This is a genomic window from Paenirhodobacter sp., from assembly GCF_041916475.1.
In the GTDB taxonomy this organism is placed as follows: domain Bacteria; phylum Pseudomonadota; class Alphaproteobacteria; order Rhodobacterales; family Rhodobacteraceae; genus Rhodobacter.
This window is the reverse complement of sequence record NZ_JAYRZN010000014.1, coordinates 20,628-37,635: the sequence shown is the minus strand read 5'-3', so window position 1 is coordinate 37,635 and position 17,008 is coordinate 20,628. Positions and strand designations below refer to the sequence as shown.

Here is a 17,008-nt window from a genome sequence, read left to right as displayed (position 1 = left end):
GTGCCGGGAGGATCAGGAGGTCGCGACGGTGGATTTCGACGACGAGACCGGAGAGGCGGCGGACATGCCGCGCAGCCAGGCGTTTGACCCGGCCGAGGGCGGGCGCCCGCCGACACGCGCCGAGGAAATCGCGGCCGCTCTGGAAGCGGAGATCATGCGCGGCGAGCTGCCGCCCGGCCAGCGGCTGGACGAACAGGCGCTCGGCAACCGGTTCAGCGTCTCGCGCACGCCTGTCCGCGAGGCGCTGCGGCTGCTGGCGGCGAGCGGGCTGATCTCGCTCGCGCCGCGGGTGGGCGCGGTCGTGGCGCGCCCGACGGTGGGCGAGATCGTCGATCTGTTCGAGCTGGTGGGGGAGCTGGAGGCCGCGGCCGCGCGGCTGGCCTGCGAGCGGATGGCCGATCATCACCGCGCCCGCATCGCCGAGGCCTATGAGGCCTGCCGCCGCGCCAGCCGGGGCGGCGACGTGGAGGCCTATATCGCCCGCAACGACGCGTTCCATGCCGCGATCCACGCCGCCTCCGACAATGGCGCGCTGAAGCGGCAGATCGCGCTCCTGAACAAGCGGCTGATGCCCTACCGGCGGTTCATCACTTTCCGCCCGGAGCGCAGCCAGACCGCCGAACAGGAGCACGAGATCCTCGCGCGGGCGCTGCTGGCGGGCGACGGGACCGTGGCCGCACAGGCGATGCGCGACCATGTGAAGGTGCTGGCCGAAGATGCGCTGATCCTTGCGCGGAGCCTGCGGCTCTGAGCCGAGGGCGGCTTCGGCTGCGCGGCGAATAGACCGGGAATCAACGGCTTGATCCGGGCCGTATAGCGCAGGTAGCGGCCGCCTTCTCCGCAATGGGGGCCTGCGGGAAGCAAACTGCCCCGCCGCCCCCGAATTGAGTGGCCCTGTTTCATTTACCCGGCCGCCCGGACTGGTATCTTGGACAAGAGACAGAGCCCGCCCGGCCGGGACGGGAAACCAGGAGACCGCGCCATGACAGACATGCCCTGCCGCCACGCCCTTGCCCCCGTGTGCTGCACCGGCATGTGCCGCATGCCGCGCCCGTCGCTCTCCCCCCGAAGCTAAGCCCAGGACCTTCCCATGAACATCGCTGCCAAGGCCGCAGCCCCCGCTTCGGGGGCCCGGACGGCCATTGCCGCCAGCATCGGCGACTTCGTCGTGCTGCGGCACGAATTGCACCGCAGGCCCGAGCTGGCCTTCGCCGAGCATGAAACCACCGCGCGGCTTGCGGGGCTGCTCTCGGACTGGGGCTACCGGGTGGAAAAGATCACCCGGACGGGCCTCATCGCCACGCTGGAAAACGGCCCCGGCCCGCGCCTCGGGCTGCGCGCCGATATCGACGCGCTGCCGATCCGCGAGGCCACCGGCCTGCCCTATGCCAGCGGGACCGAGGGGGTGATGCATGCCTGCAGCCACGACGGGCACACTGCGATCCTGATGGCCGCGGCGCAGTACCTGGCGCGGATCCTCGGCCGCGGCGGCCATGGCGCCGAGCCGCATCTGTCGGTGGATCCGGTGGTTGCGGCGGCCCATGCCGTGAGCGCGCTGCAAACCGTGGTGTCGCGCAGCGTGGACCCGCGCGAGATGGCCGTCGTCACGGTGGGCTCGATCCACGGCGGGGCGGCGGCGAATGTCATCCCCGGCGCGGTGGACCTGCAGCTGACCCTGCGCAGCTACAGCGCCGAGGTCCGCGCACAGCTGAAGAAACGCGTGGCCCATGTCTTGCGCACCACGAGCGACGCATTTGGCGCCGAGGCCCATGTGGACGTGACCGACGGATTCCCGAGCGTGATCAACACCCCCGGCGAGACCGCCCTGCTGCGCAGCGTGGCCGAACAGACCTTCGGCCCCGGCGCGATCCTGCCCGATTTCGCCCCGCGCACGGCCTCGGAGGATTTCGCCTTCTACCTGCATCACCGCCCGGGCAGCTTCTTCTTCGTCGGCAACGGCGAGGGCGCCCCGCTGCACAGCCCGGAATACCGCTTCAACGACGACATCATCGCCCCGGCCGCGACCCTCTGGGTCGCGCTCGCGGAGCGCTACCTGAACGGAGCTTCGCATGACTGACAGCATCCTCCACACCTCGCCGCGCGACCCGCGCGCCGCCCCGCTGATCGAGGACCTGATCCGCGAATACGACAGCCGCTATGGCACCCTGTTCAGCGCCGGCGGCGCCCGCGACGAGGTGTTCCGCTATCCGACCGAGGCCTTCGTCGCGCCGCAGGGGGCATTCCTGCTGCTGCAGCGCGCGGGCGAGACCATCGGCGGCGGCGCCTTCATGCGCCACGCCGACGACAACACCGCGGAGTTCAAGCGGATCTGGACCCGCCCCGACCTGCGCCGCCAGGGGCTGGCCCGCAAGGTGGTGCTGGCGCTGGAGGAACGCGCAGCACAGCTCGGCTACACGCGGGTGTATCTCACCACCGGGTTCCGGCAGCCGGAGGCGCAGGGCCTCTATCTGCAGCTGGGCTACCGCCCGCTGTTCGACACCGGGCTGCCGCCCGAGCTCTATGCCACGCTGCCCTTCGAGAAACACATCGGCGCGCTGGCAGGCCGGCCGGGGACCGCGCCGCTGAAGCAGCCCGCCGCCTCGGCCGAAGCCGCGGCCTTTGCCGTAGCCCAGGCGAAAGCAGCCAGCACAGGAGCCCATGCATGAGCGCGACAGACCTCCACGCCGCCCTCCCCGACAGCCGCACCGATATCGGCGCGCTGCGCGTGGTCCCGGTCCGGCACCGGGCGCGGGCCATCGGCACCCTCGCCGCCGGACTTGCCATCGCCGCGATCGCGCAATCGATCCTCGGCAACCCCCGCTGGGGCTGGCCGGTGTTTGCGGAGTGGTTCTTCGCGGAACCGGTCCTGGTCGGGCTCGGCCGGACCTTGCTGCTCACCGCGCTCGGGGCCCTGTTCGGCTTCTCCCTCGGCACGGTGCTGGCGCTGGCGCGGGTCTCGGGCTCGCCCCTGCTCGCGGGGCTGGCCTGGGGCTTCATCTGGCTGTTCCGCTCGCTGCCGCTGATCGTGCTGCTGCTGATCCTGAACAACCTCGGCTATCTCTATGCCACCGTGGGGCTGGATATCCCGTTCACCGGCATTTCGCTGTTCAGCTACAACACCACGCAGCTGATGACACCCTTCCTCGCGGCGGTGCTGGGCCTGACGCTGAACCTCGGCGCCTTCTCGGCCGAGGTCATCCGCGGCGGGATCCTGTCCGTCGATCAGGGCCAGCATGAGGCCGCGGCCGCCCTGGGCCTGCCCAAAGCGCACCAGGCCCGCCGGATCGTGCTGCCGCAGGCGATGCGCTCGATCGTGCCCACCGCCTTCAACGAAATCATCGGCCTCGCGAAGGGCACATCGGTCGTCTATGTGCTGGCGCTGCCGGAGCTGTTCTACACGATCCAGATCATCTACCGGCGCAACCTCGAAGTGATCCCGCTGCTGATGGTGGCCACGGTGTGGTACCTGATCATCCTCTCCGTGCTTTCGGTGATCCAGTACCATATCGAGCGCCACTATGCCCGCGGCGCGCTGCGCACGCTGCCGCCGAATGCCTTCCGCGCAGCCCTTGCCCGCTTCGGGCTGGTGGAGCTGCATCCGCCGGTGAAAGCGCCGCCCACACCCGCCGCGACCCCCGCCCGCCCGCAGGCCCTGCGCACCGCGCAGCTCCCCCGCGGCGGCCGCGTGGAAATTCACGACGTCTCGAAAAGCTACGGCAGCCTGCAGGTGCTGAGCGAGGTCTCCCTCACCATGCCCTCGGGCTCGGTCACCGCCATCATCGGGCCCTCGGGCTCCGGGAAATCCACCCTGCTGCGCACGATCAACCATCTGGAGCGGGTGGACCGCGGCTTCATCGCCATCGACGGCGAGCTGGTGGGCTACCGGCGCGAGGGCGACACGCTCTATGAGCTGCGCGAGCCCGAGGTCCTGCGCCGGCGGACCGATGTCGGCATGGTGTTCCAGAACTTCAATCTGTTCCCGCATCTGACGGTGCTGGAGAACATCACCGAAGCGCCGGTCGCGGTGCGCGGCCTGCCCCGCACAGAGGCCGAGGCGCTGGCCGGAGACCTGCTCGCGCGCGTGGGCCTCGCGGACAAGGCCGGCGCCTATCCCCGGCAGCTTTCCGGCGGGCAGCAGCAGCGCGTCGCCATCGCGCGCACCCCCGCGCTGAAGCCGAAGGTGCTGCTGTTCGACGAACCGACCTCCGCGCTCGATCCCGAACTCGTGGGCGAAGTGCTGGATGTGATCAAGGAGCTCGCGCGCTCTGGCATCACCCTGGTCATCGTCACCCACGAGATCGGCTTCGCCCGCGAGATCGCCGATACCGTCGTCTTCATGGAACAGGGCCGGGTGGTGGAGACCGGGACGCCCGCGCAGGTTCTGACGAACCCGCAGCAGGCGCGGACCGCGGACTTCCTCGCCAAAGTGCTCTGAGGCGCCGGGGCGCGCAGCCGGTTTTCCCTGCCGGAGGCGCGCCCCCGCCGATCATCGCGGCACCGGCCCCCGGCGGGGCGCCGGGCCGGAGCCTGCATCCCCACATATCCCATCGAAAGGATTTCAGATGACCCTTGCCACCACAGCGCGCGGCCTTTTCGCCGCGCTGGCCGTGACGCTGCTGCCCTTCGGCGCGGCCGCGACCGAAGCCACGCTCGACCTGAGCCCCGAGCAGCCCGGACGGATCCGCGCCGAGGCGGTGCAAAGCGCGATCGCGCTTTTGCCGAAGGATTACAAATGGACCACGCCGGGCACGCTGACCGTCGGCTCGGTTCCGAACCGGCTGCCCTTCGCGGTCTATGCCACCGACACCAAAACCCCCATCGGCGGCGAGCCGGACCTGGCGCAGATCGTGGCCGACGGCCTCGGGCTGAAGCTGGAGCTGGTGCCACTGGCCTGGGCGGACTGGCCGCTCGCGCTTGCCTCCGGCAAGGTCGATGCGGTGATCCACAACGTCACCGTGACCGAGGAGCGCAAGGAGAAGTTCGATTTCTCCACCTACCGACAGGATCTGCTCGGCTTCTATGTGGCCACGCAGAGCCCGATCCACGACATCACCAAGCGCCAGGATATTGCCGGGCTGAAGGGGTCGGTCTTCTCCGGGACCAACCAGGAGGAGATCTTGCTGCGCTGGATCGCGGAGAACAAGGCCGACGGGCTGGCCCCGACCGAGCTCTCCTACTACGACGATGAGAGCGTGCTCGATCTTGCGCTGGAATCCGGGCGGATCGATTTCTACCTCGGGCCCAACGCCACCTCCGCCTTCAAGGCGCGCAAGGATGGCAAGATCCGCCTCGTCGGCACGCTCTCGGGCGGCTTCCCGCTGACGGCCGAAATCGCGGTCGCGACCCGCAAGGGCTCCGGCCTCGCCGCCGCCATCACCGAAGCGCTGAATGGCGAGATCCGGAGCGGCAGCTATGCCAAGGTGCTGGACCGCTGGGGCCTGAGCGCGGAGGCGATCACCCTGTCGCAGACGATCCCGCCCGGCCTGCCGAAGAAATGAGGCGCGCGATGTCTTACCTGACCCGCCGTCTGGCGCTGCTGCTTGCGGGCCTGTTCCTGGCCCAGCCGGTGCTGGCGCTGGAGGCCGGCCCCTTCGACCTGAGCCCGGAGCAGGCTGCCCGCGCCCATACCCGGCCCAATGCCGCCGCAATCGCCGCGCTGCCGAAGGATTTCCCCTTCGTCACGCCCGGGACGCTGACGGTCGGGGTCAACCCGGGCAGCCCGCCGCTGGCCGCCTATGCGACGGATACCGCAACGGTGGTGGGCGCGGATCCCGATATCGCCGCGCTGATCGCCGAGAGCCTCGGGCTGAAGCTGGAAATCGTGCCCGTGGCCTGGACGGACTGGCCGCTTGCGATGCAATCCGGCAAGATCGACGCCGTGCTCTCCAACGTGGGCGTGACCGAGGAGCGCAAGGAGAAGTTCGATTTCGCCACCTACCGGCAGGGGCTGCATGGCTTCTTCGTGCACCAGAACAGCAAGGTGCAGAAGATCGACGAACCGGCCGACATCGCCGGACTGACGATCATCGTCGGGATCGGCACCAATCAGGAGCGGATCCTGAACCGCTGGAACGAGGAGAACACCGCCCGCGGGCGCGCCCCGGCAACGCTCGTCTATTACGACGACGAGGCGACGAAGCTGCTCGCGATCCGCTCCGGGCGCGCCGATGTGATGGTGCAGCCGCATGCGCAGCTCGTCTATATCGCGGAGCGGGACGGCGATTTCCGCAAGGTAGGCACGCTTTCTGCCGGCTGGCCGGAGCGGTCCGATGTGGCCGCGACCTTCCGCAAGGGCTCGGGGCTGGCGCAGCCGGTCTCCGTTGCGATCAACGGGCTGATCGCGGAGGGCAGCTATGCGCAAACCCTGCAGCGCTGGCATGTGCAGGATGAGGCGCTGGAGCAATCGCGGGTGAACCCACCCGGGCTTCCGAGGTTCTGACCATGCCGATATCCCATTTCGCACTTCTCATCCCCGGCAATTACGCCGGGGATGATCCGTTCACGGGGCTTGAGGAAACGCTCGGGCTGTTCACGCTGGCCGAAGAGCTCGGCTATGACAGCGCCTGGGTCCGGCAGCGGCATCTCGAATGTGGGGTCTCCTCCGCCGCGACCTTCCTCGCCGCGGCGACGCAGCGCACGCAGATGATCGGCCTCGGCACCGCGGTGATCCAGCTCGGCTACGAGAACCCGTTCCGCCTCGCCGAAGACCTCGCGACGGTGGATGTCCTCTCGCGCGGGCGGCTGCATGTGGGGGTCAGCGCAGGCCCCGCGCCCTTCGCCGAATTGCTGCGCGGCTTCCTTCCCGACTGGCCCGAGGAGGGGCGCTATGCCACGGCCGAAAAGCTCGCGCACGCCCGGCAAAGCGCCCCCCTGGCCGAGACCGCCGTGGCCGGGAATGCCGCCGGCGCGCGGGCAGCGCGCGCGGCTCTGGTATGGCGGCGGCTCGCAGGCCTCGGCCGCATGGGCGGGGCAGAACGGCTGGGGGCTGCTGACGGGCAATGTCATCACCGCCGAGGCCAGCACCGATTTCCTGCACACGCAGCAGGCGCTGATCGCCACCTATCGCGCGGCGCGGCGCGGGGCGGAGGTCGCCCTCGGGCGCGTGCTCCTGCCGACGGATACCGCGACGCCGGCCCAGCGGGACAAATACAGAGCCTTCGCCGCAGCGCGGCATGGCCGGACCCTGCAGCCGAACGGGCCGCGGCGGACGATGTATCTGCCCGATATCGTCGGCACGACGGAGCAGATCCTGGCCGCCTTGCGCGCAGATCCGGTGCTGCCGCTCGCCGGCCATTTCCGGCTCGAATTGCCCTATGAGTTCGAGACCGCGGATTACCGCCAGATCCTGCGCGATTTCACCCGGATCATCCCCGAGCTGAAATGAAACGGGCCGCCCGGAAGGGCGGCCCGCCGTCCCCCGCGCGGGTCTTCAGCCCGCTTGCGCCACCGGCTGCGGATCGGTCTTGTAACGGCTTTCCTTGCGCGGCAGGCCGAGATTGTCGCGCAAGGTCGCGCCCGTCAGGCTCCGCGAATAGCGCCCGCGCGCCTCGAGCTCCGGCACCACCAGCCGCACGAAATCCTCCAGCCCCTCCGCCGAGGCCGCAAAGCCGAGGATGAAGCCATCGGCGGCTCCGGCGTCGATCCAGCGGATGATCTCCTGCGCGACCTCCGCGCCGGTGCCGAGGAAATTCGGCCGCGGGGTGGCGGCGGCCAGCGCGGCCTCGCGCAGGGTCTGGCCCTTGGCCCGGGCCTCCGCCTTGATCCGGTCGGTGGTGGAGCGGAAGCTGTTGCGGCCGATCTCGCCCAGCTCGGGGAAGGGCGCATCCGGGTCATACTGGCTGAAATCGTGATGATCGAAGAACCGGCCCAGATAGGCCAGCGCCTCCTCCAGCGTCAGCAGGCCCTGAATGCGGGCATATTTCGCCTCCGCCTCGGCGCGGCTCTCGGCCACGATCGGCGCGATGCCCGGAAACACCTTCACCGCCTCGCGCGGGCGGCCATGGGCCTGCGCCGCATCCTTCACCCGCTGCGTGAAGGCCCGGGTTTCCTCCAGCGAGGGCGAATGGGTGAACACCGCATCCGCATATTTGCCCGCAAGCCCGATGCCCGCATCCGACGACCCCGCCTGGAAGATCACCGGCTGGCCCTGCGCCGAGCGCGGCGCATTCAGCGGCCCCGCAACCTGGAAGAACCGGCCCTTGTGATCGAGCGTATGCAGTTTGTCCGGGTCGAAGAACTGCCCGGTTTCGCGGTTGCGGATCACGGCATCGTCGTCCCAGCTGTCCCACAGGCCCTGCACCACGTCGATATATTCGTCCGCGATCTCATAGCGCAGCGCGTGATCCGGATGCGGCCGGGCGTAATTCAGCGCGGTGCCTTCGAGCGGCGTCGTCACCACGTTCCACCCGGCCCGCCCGCCCGAGATCAGGTCGAGCGAAGCCAGCTGCCGCGCCACCGTGAACGGATCCGAATAGGAGGTGGAGATGATCCCGGCGAGACCGATCCGCGAGGTGGTCGCGGCCAGCGCGGACAGGATCGAGATCGGTTCGAACCGGTTCAGGAAATGCGGGATCGACTTCGCATTGATATAGAGCCCGTCGGCCACGAACACGAAGGCGATACCCGCCGCTTCGGCCTTCTGGGTCTGGGCGATGTAGAAGCCGGGGTTGACCGAGGCATCGGCCGGCCCGCCCGGGTGCTTCCAGGAATTCATGTGGCCGCCGGCGCCGTGCAGCATGAGGCCGAAGGGAATGGTCTGGGTCATGTTGGTCCTCCTCAGGCCGCCGCGCGGCGCGCCCATTTCGCAATCAGGTCGATCGAGGCGAGGCGGGCCGTGCGGTCCGCGACGGGCTGGTCGATGATGAATTCGGTGACACCCAGATCGGCCGCAAGCGCCTCCAGCGCCCCATGGACATCGGCCGCCGTGCCCGACAGAACCGTGGGCGTGCGGGTCTCCAGGCGGTAGTCCTCGCTGCCATACTGGCGGGCATATTCATGCGCGGCCTCCTCGGAGGGCAGGTTGACCGAATGGCCATCCGCAAAGACCGGCCGGACGATGCGCAGCGCGCCCACCCGGTCCTCGGCCTCCGCGCGCGTGGGCGCGGCAAAGGACGTCAGCGCCAGAACCGGCCGGTGCCCGGCAATCGCCTCATAGGCGTCGAGCGCTGCGCGCGTGGTGGCCGGGTCACCATCCTGATGCCCGGCATGCACGAAGCCCCAGCCGAGGCGCGCCGCCTGCTCGGCGCTGTCGGTGCTGCTGCCGAGCAGGAACCTCTCGGGCAGCAGCGCCGGGCGGGGCTGGATGTCGGCCTCGCGGTGCGGCCCGTTCAGCCAGGCCTCCAGATCGGTGAGCTTGCGCCCGAGCTCCCGCGCGGCAGGCGTCAGCTCCGCCTGCAGCGCGCGCGTCGCGCTCGGCAGGCCGCCCGGGGATTTCCCGACCCCGAGATCGACCCGCCCCGGCGCCAGCGCCGCCAGCACCGAGAACGCCTCCGCAACCTTGTAGGGCGCGTAATGCTGCAGCAGCACACCGCCGGAGCCGACCCGGATCCGCCGCGTCTGCGCCAGGATATGCGCCACCATGATTTCCGGCGCGGCACTTGCCAGCGTGGCCGAGCCGTGATGCTCCGCCAGCCAGAACCGGTGATAGCCGAGCTCATCCGCCCGCCGTGCCGCCGCCACGGTGGCTGCGAGCGCCTCCGCCCCGCTGACCCCGGGGGCGATATGTGATTTGTCGAGCAGGCTGAGCCGATAGGCCATGACATCCTCCGCGCGTGTCTTCTCCCCCAAATGCTAGGCGCAGCCACCGCGCAGGGTAAATGACTGTGAAACATCGTTTTTCGCCCCGGCGCAGCAATGAAATCCTGCGCCCCGCACCCCGCGCAGGAAGCCTTCTCCCCCATGGAACAAACCGCTGAAAACCGCCCCGGGCGGAGAGCGAACACGCTGCGCACGGGCCTCGCGCGGTGAAAATGATCTTCCCGCCCTGGCTGCGCGCACAGGAGGCGCTTCCCTTTGTGCCGGGCGCTTTGGAATGGCCCGGAGCAGGGCGCGCGGCTAGTCCTTCGGGCGGGGCTGCCGCTCTGGCGCCCGCAGGAAGGAAAGGCGCGGCTATGGCGCAAGAGATCGACTATTATTTCTCCATCGGGTCGCCCTGGGCCTATTTCGGCCTGCCACGGCTGCGGGATCTGGCCGCGCGATATGGCTATCGGATCGTGCCGCGGGCGGTGGGCATCATCGCCGAGAACGGCGCGGTTCCCGGGCGCGACAAGGCGCCCGCGCGGCAGGCCTATGGCGGGCAGGATCTGCGGCGCTGGTCCGCGTTTCTGGGCAAGCCGCTCGCGCTGGAAAACCGCCCGACCGACGACCCGGCCCCGGCCGCGCGCGACGTGATCGCCGCGGCGCTGGATGGGCAGGACTGGCTCGAGCTGGCGCTGGCCCTGCATGAAGCGCATTGGGCGCGGGGGGAAAACATTGCCGATCCGGCCGTCCGCCGCAAGATTGCCGATGCCACGGGCTTCGATGGCGCGGCCCTGACGGCCCGCTCCGCGCAAGCGGATGTGAGCGAAAGGCTGGCGGCCGATCGGGCGCGGGCGGTGGCTCTGGGCGTGTTCGGCGCGCCGACCTATGTCGTCGATGGCGCGGCCTATTGGGGGCAGGACCGGCTGGATTTCCTGGAGCACCACCTGCGCACCGGAGCGCCGCTCGCCTGATGAGCCCCCTGCCCCCGGAGCGTCAGCGGTCGCGCCGCTCCGGGTCGTAGGTTATGAAGAAACGCCAGCCGACCCAGAGGCCAAGCGCAAGGAAACCCATGCCCCAGCCGGGGCTGCCGGTGAAAACCTCCACCGCCCCCCACAGCAGGCAGACCGCCGTCAGCGCCACACGCAGCCACAGCGGACGGTAGCGCGGGTCGTCAAGATCGAACATGGCTGGCCGCGCGCTCCCTCTGTGCATCCCATATGTCACACAATTTTCTGTATTTCCCGGCCATTTCGGCGATGGCCTCTGCGTCTGAGCTTTGGCCCTGCATCCATTTGCGGGCGGTGTCTCCGAAGATGGTGCGGCCCACGGCGAAGCCCTTCACCAGCGGGAATTCCGCCGCCACTGCGAAGCTCGCGGCCAGCGCGGCCTCCGGCGCATCCAGCCCCAGCACCACGATGCCGCGCGTATGCGGGTCGTTCTCGGTGATGGCGGCACAGGCCATGGCCCATCCGGCCCGTGCCGCCATCGGCTCCAGCTTCCACCAGTCCGGGTAGATCCCGGCTGCGTAGAACTGCCGGATCAGCGTGGCCACCGTCCCTTCCGTCACCGGGCCGACCTTGGAGGGGATGATTTCCAGCAGGAATTCCAGATTGTTGCGCCGCGAGGCCTGCCACAGCCGCCGCACCGTCTCCTCCTGCGCCGCGCGCGTGGCGGCATCGTCGTCCGGGTGGCAGAAGCACAATACCTTCACCACATCCTCGCGCGCCCATTGCACCAGCCCGCCGCAATCCGCGCCCAGCTCCGGCTCCAGCGCCAGCGGCCGCGAACCCGGCCATTCGCAGGGCCGCCCGATCCACAGCCCCGTGCCCGAGGCCGCATGCAGCGCCGCCCGCCCGATCCGGTTGTCGCACAGAATGCCATAGCCGGGCCGGCCCGCCTGCACCGCCTGCGCCGCGGCCAGGCACAGCTCCTTGAACGCGCCGCCCTTCGCCGGCGTATAGCCCGCCATCTCCTCGAGCTGCAGCCGGTGATCGAAGGCAAAGATCCGGTAATCGGGCCAGTCCGGCAGGCCGCGCCGCGCCCGGTTCGTGGACCAGTGGATCTGCTCCAGCGCCGCATCATTGCGCAGGTCGGGGCGGATCACGCCGCGCTTCAGGAAGAATTCCAGCTCCGCCAGCGACGGATAGGCCGGCGTGCAGCCGTGCCGGCTCACCGCGAAGGCGCCGCAGGCATTGGCATATTCGAGCGCGCGCGGCCAGCCTTCGCCATCGAGCCAGCCCTTCAGCAGCCCCGAGAAGAACCCGTCGCCCGCGCCCAGCACGTTGAACACCTCGATCGGGAAGCCCGGGCCCGTCTGGCCGCTCTCCCAGCCCGCGATCGCGCCCTCGAAGGCCACCGCCCCCATCGCGCCGCGCTTGCACACCAGAACCGCCCCCGACACCGCCCGCACCGCGCGCAGCGCCGCCAGCGTATCGGTGCTGCCGCCGGCGATGTGGAACTCCTCCTCGGTGCCCACGATCAGGTCAAACAGCCCCAGATGCGCCTGCAGCTTCGCCGTCACCGCGGCGCTTTCCACGAAGCGGCTCTCCCCCGCGCCATGGCCCGCCACCCCCCACAGGTTCGGCCGGTAGTCGATATCGAGCGCCGTCCGCGCCCCCGCGGCCCGCGCCAGATGCAGCGCCCTCAGCACCGCAGCCTCCGTGCGCGGATGGCTCAGATGCGTGCCCGTGGCCAGGACCGAGCGCGTATCGGCGATGAGCGCGGGGTCGATATCGGCCTCGCACAGCGCCATGTCCGCGCAGTTCTCCCGGTAGAAGATCAGCGGGAACTGGTCCGCGTCGCGGATCCCGAGCAGCACCAGCGCCGTCAGCCGCTCCGGGTCCGTCGTCACCCCGCGCACATCCACCCCCTCGCGCAGAAGCTGCGCCCGGATGAACCGGCCCATATGCTCGTCGCCCACCCGCGTGATCAGACCCGAGCGCAACCCCAGACGCGCCGTCCCGCAGGCGATATTCGTCGGGCTGCCCCCGATGTACTTCTCGAAGGACCCCATCTCCTCAAGAAGACCGCCAACCTGAGACCCGTAAAGATCAACCCCCGCACGCCCAATCGTAACTACGTCAAGATGCTTGTCAGTCATGCCCGCCCCCGATGGCGATGGATTTGCCCTGCGATGCCGCCATCGCATGGATGATGCGCTCGATTTCCAGCCCCGCGGCGAAGCCGGGTGCGGCCGCAGGCCCCCCCGCAATCGCCGCGCACAGGTCCCGCGCCTCGATCACCTTCTGCTCGTTGAAGCCGAAATTATGCCCCGGCGCCGGGCAGAAGGCCGCGAAATCGGGCTGCTCCGGCCCGCTCAGATGCCGGGTGAACCCGGCCTCGCCCGCCCGGTGCACCCAAAGCTCGTTCATGTTCTCCTGATCGAAGACCAGCGTGCCGCCGGTGCAATGCACCTCCCATTGCAGCCGGCACTTGCGCCCGCGCGCCACGCGCGAGGTGGCGAAGCTGCCCTGCGCGCCGGAGGCGAAACGGATCAGCGCCAGCGCGCTGTCCTCGTTCTCCACCGGTTTTGGGCCCTCGGGCGAGGGCCGCTCGGGCACCGCGATCTGCGTCATCGCGGTCACCTCGGCCACCGGCCCCATCAGCCCCAGCATCTGCGCCACCAGATGGCAGCCCAGATCCCCAAGCGCACCGAGCCCGCCGCCCGCATGGGTCAGCCGCCAGGACCAGGGGATCAGCGGATCCGCGGAATAATCCTCGTCATACACCCCGCGGAAGGCGAGCGGAGCACCAAGCGCGCCCTCCCCGATCAGCGCCCGCGCCGCCTGGTAGGCCGGGCTGCGGGTGTAGTTGTAGCCCAGGATCGTCACCTGCCCCGGATGCCCGGCTGCCAGCGCGGCCATCGCCGTGGCATCCCCCAGCGTCAGCGCCATCGGCTTTTCCAGCCAGACATGCTTGCCCGCCTTCAGCGCGGCCTCCGCCATCGGCCGGTGCATGCCATTGGGCGTGGTGATCGAGACCACATCGACCGCAGCATCCGCCACCGCGGCCTGCCAATCGGTGCTGCTCCGGGCGAAGCCGAACTGCGCGGCATGGCGCGCCGCACTTTCGGGCGTGGCATCGGCCAAGACTTCCAGCCGCGGATGCGCGCCGCCGAACACCGTCGCCACATTGCGCCAGGCCATGGCATGGCACTTGCCCATGAAGCCGGTGCCGATCAGCGCCACCCCGAGCGGGGCCTCAGGCATTGGATAAGACATGTTTCCTCCTCCGGGCAGACCCGGCACCCCGGCCCGCGCCTCCTGCGCGGGGCCGGTCGAACTTCAGATCGTGCCGCCGAGCGAGCCTTCCAGCTGCGCAAGCTCGCGCCCGCCCGCCATCAGGTCCTGCAGCTCGTTCGCCGTGATCGCGCCGCGCTCGGCGGTGCCCAGCGTCTTGCCGCGGTTGAGCACGGTGAACCGGTCCCCCACCGCGAGCGCATGGCGCACGTTGTGGCTGATGAAGACCACACCCACGCCCTGCTTGCGCACCCGGTCGATGGTGGCGAGCACATTCGACGTCTGCCGCACCCCGAGCGCCGAGGTCGGCTCGTCGAGGATCAGCACCTTCGCGCCGAAATACACCGCGCGCGCAATCGCCACGGTCTGGCGCTCCCCGCCCGAGAGCGTGCCCACCGCCTGATCCGGCCCGCGCAGGTTGATGCCCATCTTGCGCATCTCGTCCATGGTCACGGCATTGGCCGCCTCCACGTCGAAGCGCTTCAGCAGCCCGCGCCCCTTCACCGGCTCGCGCCCCATGAAGAAGTTCCGCGCGACGGACATCAGCGGGATCATCGCCAGGTCCTGGAACACGGTGGCAATGCCCGCCTCCATCGCATCGCGCGTGTTGGCGAATGACATCGGCCTGCCCTGGAAGGTGATGGTGCCGCGGGTGGGCTTGTGCACCCCCGACATGGTCTTGATGAAGGTCGATTTGCCCGCGCCGTTGTCGCCCAGAAGGCAGTGGCACTCGCCCGGCCGCACATCGAAGCTCACCCCGGCGAGCGCGATGATATTGCCGAAGTGCTTCTCGATATCCGTCATCTGGATGATCGGCTGCGCCGCCTTGGCGGCGTCGCCGTGATGGAATGCGGTATCTGCGGTCATGTCAGCGCTCCCCCGTCACACGCTTGCGGATCGCGTTGTTGAACACCACGGCCAGAAGCAGCATCCCGCCGAGGAAAACCTGGAACCAGTCCTGATCGAACCGGGTATAGGTCAGCCCGATGGTGACCATCCCGAAGATGATGGCGCCGAAGAAGGTGCCGATGGCCGAGCCATAGCCGCCGGTCAGCAGGCAGCCGCCGATGACCGATGCGATGATCGCCTCGAATTCCTTCTGGAAGCCGCGCCGCGCATCGGTGGAGCCCGCCTCGATCACGGTGATGATCGCAACCAGCGCCGCCGCCATCGCGGTCAGCATGAACAGCGTAAGCTTTACCCGGCGCACCGGCACACCGGAATTCTGCGCGGCCGTGCTGTCGCCGCCGGTGGCGAAGACCCAGTTCCCGGCCGGGGTGCGCAGCAGCACATAGGTCGCCACCGCCGCCAGCCCCACGAACCACAGGATCTCGACCGGAATGCCCGGCACCTGCGGCGTCCCATCGGCGAAGCTCCCGATGATGCCCTTCTGCGCCAGCCAGGTGAACAGCCCGCCGAAGGCATCGCCCGAGAACACCGGCGCGAGCCAGTCCCCCGCCACCGCCTCGCGCACGCCGCGCAGCTGCGTGGAGCCGCCCGAGAAGAATTTCAGCCCGACCAGAGACAGGCCGCGCAGGATGAACAGGAGCGCCAGCGTGACGATGAAGGAGGGCAGCCGCGTGCGCAGCACGATGGCCCCGTTCATCGCCCCGATCGCCGCCGCGAAGGCGAGGGTGAGCGGCACCGCGAAGATCAGCGGCAGCCCGGCGTTCACCGTCAGCACCCCGAACACCAGCCCGGCGAAGGCCACCATCGAGCCGATCGAGAGGTCGAACTCGCCGCCGATCATCAGCATCGAGGCCGCGATCGCCAGGATCCCGAGCTGCGCCGCCGGCGTCAGGAAGTTCATCACCCCCGAGAGCGTGAACATCGCCGGATCGGCGGTGATCAGGAAGAATACCGTCACCAGCACCACACCGCCCACGGCCCCCAGCTCCGGACGCCGCATCAGGCGCACGAACAGCGACTCCCTCCGGACCCGTTCGTCGATTTGCGAATCCACTTGCATCGTCATGTCTTTCTCCAGGCTGTGCCCCCGGCCAGGCCGCGCCCGGCCGGGGGGCGATGGGTCAGCGGATGCCCTTCGAGGACAGGTCGATCACCTTGGCCGCGGTATCCTTCGTGACCAGGTTCGGGCCGGAGGGCACATCGCCGCCCGGGATCATCCCGTATTTCGCGTTCAGCGCCAGGAACACCACCGGCAGATAGCCCTGCAGGAACTGCTGCTGGTCCACCGCGAAGGCGGCCTTGCCAGCGGCGATATCCTCGAGGAACCCGGGCGAGAGATCGAAGCTCGCCACCAGCACGTCCTTGCGCCCGACCGCCTGCACCGCCTTCACCGTGGGCTCGCCCACCAGGGGCGCGCTCAGCCCCAGAACGGCGTTGATCGCCGTATCCGAGGACAGCGCCGCGCGCACCTTCGCCTCGACCACCGCCGGATCGTTCTCCGTCGGCACCACGCTCACCGGATGGCCGAAGCCCTCGGCAAAGCCCGCGCAGCGCTGATCGAGCGAGACGTTGCCCACCTCCTGGTTGACGCAGATGCCCTTGGTGCCGCCCATCTCGGCCAGCTTCGCCCCCGCGGCCTTGCCCGCATCGAACTCCGATTGCCCCACATGCAGCTTCGCCCCGAGCGATTTCGACACGTCACCGCCCGAATTCATCGTGATCACCGGGATCCCGGCCGCCACCGCGCGCTTGATCGAGGGCCCGAGCGCATCCGCATCCGGCACAGAGACCACGAGCCCGCTCGGCTTCTGGTTCACCGCCGCGTCGATCAGCTGCGCCATCTGCACCATGTCGAAAGTCTCGGGCGAGCGGAAATCGACACTCGCGCCGGTGTCCTTCGCGGCCTCTGCCGCGCCGTTCTTCACCACCGACCAGAACGGATCGTTCGCCTGGCCATGGGCCACCACGACGATATTGTCCGCGAAGGCGGGTGCCGCCAGCGCACAGACCGCCGCCAGCGCGACACCCGACAGAAATTTGCTCATGTTCTCCTCCCTGAGATATGAATTCCCCGCGCGGTCTCCTGCACCGGGCGGGACGTCTGACCCGGCGGCTCCCCCACC

Annotated in this window: 16 protein-coding genes and 2 pseudogenes; 10 read left to right on the top strand and 8 right to left on the bottom strand. The window is 69.4% G+C overall.

Annotated features, from left to right (window positions below):
• Nucleotides 1-28: 28 nt before the first annotated feature.
• The 9 genes and pseudogenes from ACOMG5_RS07830 (at nucleotide 29) to ACOMG5_RS07790 (ending at nucleotide 7,384) form a co-directional block, all read left to right on the top strand.
• Nucleotides 29-751: a GntR family transcriptional regulator gene (locus ACOMG5_RS07830; RefSeq protein ID WP_420343237.1), complete on the top strand. Its 723-nt coding sequence runs from the start codon at nucleotides 29-31 to the stop codon at nucleotides 749-751.
• A 339-nt stretch (nucleotides 752-1,090) separates the two neighbouring features.
• Entirely contained in the window at nucleotides 1,091-2,077 is a 987-nt protein-coding gene (locus tag ACOMG5_RS07825; protein WP_420343236.1) for a M20/M25/M40 family metallo-hydrolase, read from the top strand.
• The gene (locus ACOMG5_RS07820; RefSeq protein WP_420343235.1) at nucleotides 2,070-2,666 is read left to right on the top strand and encodes a GNAT family N-acetyltransferase; all 597 of its coding nucleotides are present in this window, start codon (nucleotides 2,070-2,072) and stop codon (nucleotides 2,664-2,666) included. Before ACOMG5_RS07825 ends, ACOMG5_RS07820 begins: the two co-directional genes overlap by 8 nt.
• A pseudogene (locus ACOMG5_RS07815) lies at nucleotides 2,663-3,505 on the top strand (amino acid ABC transporter permease); the annotation flags it as partial. The gene ACOMG5_RS07820 and the pseudogene ACOMG5_RS07815, both read left to right, overlap by 4 nt.
• A 147-nt stretch (nucleotides 3,506-3,652) precedes the next feature.
• Nucleotides 3,653-4,435, top strand: coding sequence for an amino acid ABC transporter ATP-binding protein (locus ACOMG5_RS07810; RefSeq protein WP_420343285.1), 783 nt, complete (start codon nucleotides 3,653-3,655; stop codon nucleotides 4,433-4,435).
• Nucleotides 4,436-4,562: 127 nt separating this feature from the next.
• Nucleotides 4,563-5,498 carry an ABC transporter substrate-binding protein gene (locus ACOMG5_RS07805; RefSeq protein WP_420343234.1) on the top strand — a complete coding sequence of 312 codons (936 nt, stop codon included), beginning with the start codon at nucleotides 4,563-4,565 and terminating at the stop codon, nucleotides 5,496-5,498.
• An 8-nt stretch (nucleotides 5,499-5,506) separates the two neighbouring features.
• The gene (locus ACOMG5_RS07800) at nucleotides 5,507-6,439 is read left to right on the top strand and encodes an ABC transporter substrate-binding protein (RefSeq protein ID WP_420343233.1); all 933 of its coding nucleotides are present in this window, start codon (nucleotides 5,507-5,509) and stop codon (nucleotides 6,437-6,439) included.
• Between the two features lie 2 nt (nucleotides 6,440-6,441).
• A pseudogene (locus ACOMG5_RS07795) lies at nucleotides 6,442-6,747 on the top strand (LLM class flavin-dependent oxidoreductase); the annotation flags it as partial.
• 148 nt (nucleotides 6,748-6,895) lie between these two features.
• Complete coding sequence (locus ACOMG5_RS07790; RefSeq protein WP_420343286.1) at nucleotides 6,896-7,384, top strand: hypothetical protein; 489 nt, start codon at nucleotides 6,896-6,898, stop codon at nucleotides 7,382-7,384.
• Nucleotides 7,385-7,429: 45 nt separating this feature from the next.
• On the opposite strand, the gene ACOMG5_RS07785 is transcribed toward ACOMG5_RS07790, so the two are convergent.
• Together ACOMG5_RS07785 and ACOMG5_RS07780 are read right to left on the bottom strand one after the other, a co-directional pair.
• Nucleotides 7,430-8,764 (bottom strand): LLM class flavin-dependent oxidoreductase, encoded by a 1,335-nt coding sequence (locus ACOMG5_RS07785; RefSeq protein ID WP_420343232.1) that lies wholly within the window; start codon nucleotides 8,762-8,764, stop codon nucleotides 7,430-7,432.
• Between the two features lie 11 nt (nucleotides 8,765-8,775).
• Nucleotides 8,776-9,756: an MsnO8 family LLM class oxidoreductase gene (locus ACOMG5_RS07780; protein ID WP_420343231.1), complete on the bottom strand. Its 981-nt coding sequence runs from the start codon at nucleotides 9,754-9,756 to the stop codon at nucleotides 8,776-8,778.
• Nucleotides 9,757-10,109: 353 nt separating this feature from the next.
• Between ACOMG5_RS07780 and ACOMG5_RS07775 the strand changes: the two genes are divergently transcribed.
• Nucleotides 10,110-10,709: a 2-hydroxychromene-2-carboxylate isomerase gene (locus tag ACOMG5_RS07775; protein WP_420343230.1), complete on the top strand. Its 600-nt coding sequence runs from the start codon at nucleotides 10,110-10,112 to the stop codon at nucleotides 10,707-10,709.
• Between the two features lie 22 nt (nucleotides 10,710-10,731).
• Here ACOMG5_RS07775 and ACOMG5_RS07770 read toward each other — a convergent pair whose 3' ends face one another.
• From ACOMG5_RS07770 to ACOMG5_RS07745, 6 genes are all read right to left on the bottom strand, one after another.
• Nucleotides 10,732-10,923, bottom strand: coding sequence for a DUF3329 domain-containing protein (locus tag ACOMG5_RS07770; protein WP_420343229.1), 192 nt, complete (start codon nucleotides 10,921-10,923; stop codon nucleotides 10,732-10,734).
• On the bottom strand, nucleotides 10,910-12,838 hold the full coding sequence (locus tag ACOMG5_RS07765) for a bifunctional 5-dehydro-2-deoxygluconokinase/5-dehydro-2-deoxyphosphogluconate aldolase (RefSeq protein WP_420343228.1): 1,929 nt from the start codon (nucleotides 12,836-12,838) through the stop codon (nucleotides 10,910-10,912). The genes ACOMG5_RS07770 and ACOMG5_RS07765 overlap by 14 nt, the downstream gene beginning before the upstream one ends.
• Nucleotides 12,831-13,958, bottom strand: coding sequence for a Gfo/Idh/MocA family protein (locus tag ACOMG5_RS07760; RefSeq protein ID WP_420343227.1), 1,128 nt, complete (start codon nucleotides 13,956-13,958; stop codon nucleotides 12,831-12,833). Before ACOMG5_RS07760 ends, ACOMG5_RS07765 begins: the two co-directional genes overlap by 8 nt.
• A gap of 63 nt (nucleotides 13,959-14,021) precedes the next feature.
• On the bottom strand, nucleotides 14,022-14,843 hold the full coding sequence (locus tag ACOMG5_RS07755) for an ATP-binding cassette domain-containing protein (protein WP_420343226.1): 822 nt from the start codon (nucleotides 14,841-14,843) through the stop codon (nucleotides 14,022-14,024).
• Between the two features lies 1 nt (nucleotide 14,844).
• A complete protein-coding gene (locus ACOMG5_RS07750; protein WP_420343225.1) occupies nucleotides 14,845-15,951 on the bottom strand; it encodes an ABC transporter permease in 1,107 nt (368 codons plus the stop codon).
• Nucleotides 15,952-16,006: 55 nt separating this feature from the next.
• On the bottom strand, nucleotides 16,007-16,930 hold the full coding sequence (locus ACOMG5_RS07745; RefSeq protein ID WP_420343224.1) for a sugar ABC transporter substrate-binding protein: 924 nt from the start codon (nucleotides 16,928-16,930) through the stop codon (nucleotides 16,007-16,009).
• Nucleotides 16,931-17,008 lie beyond the last annotated feature (78 nt).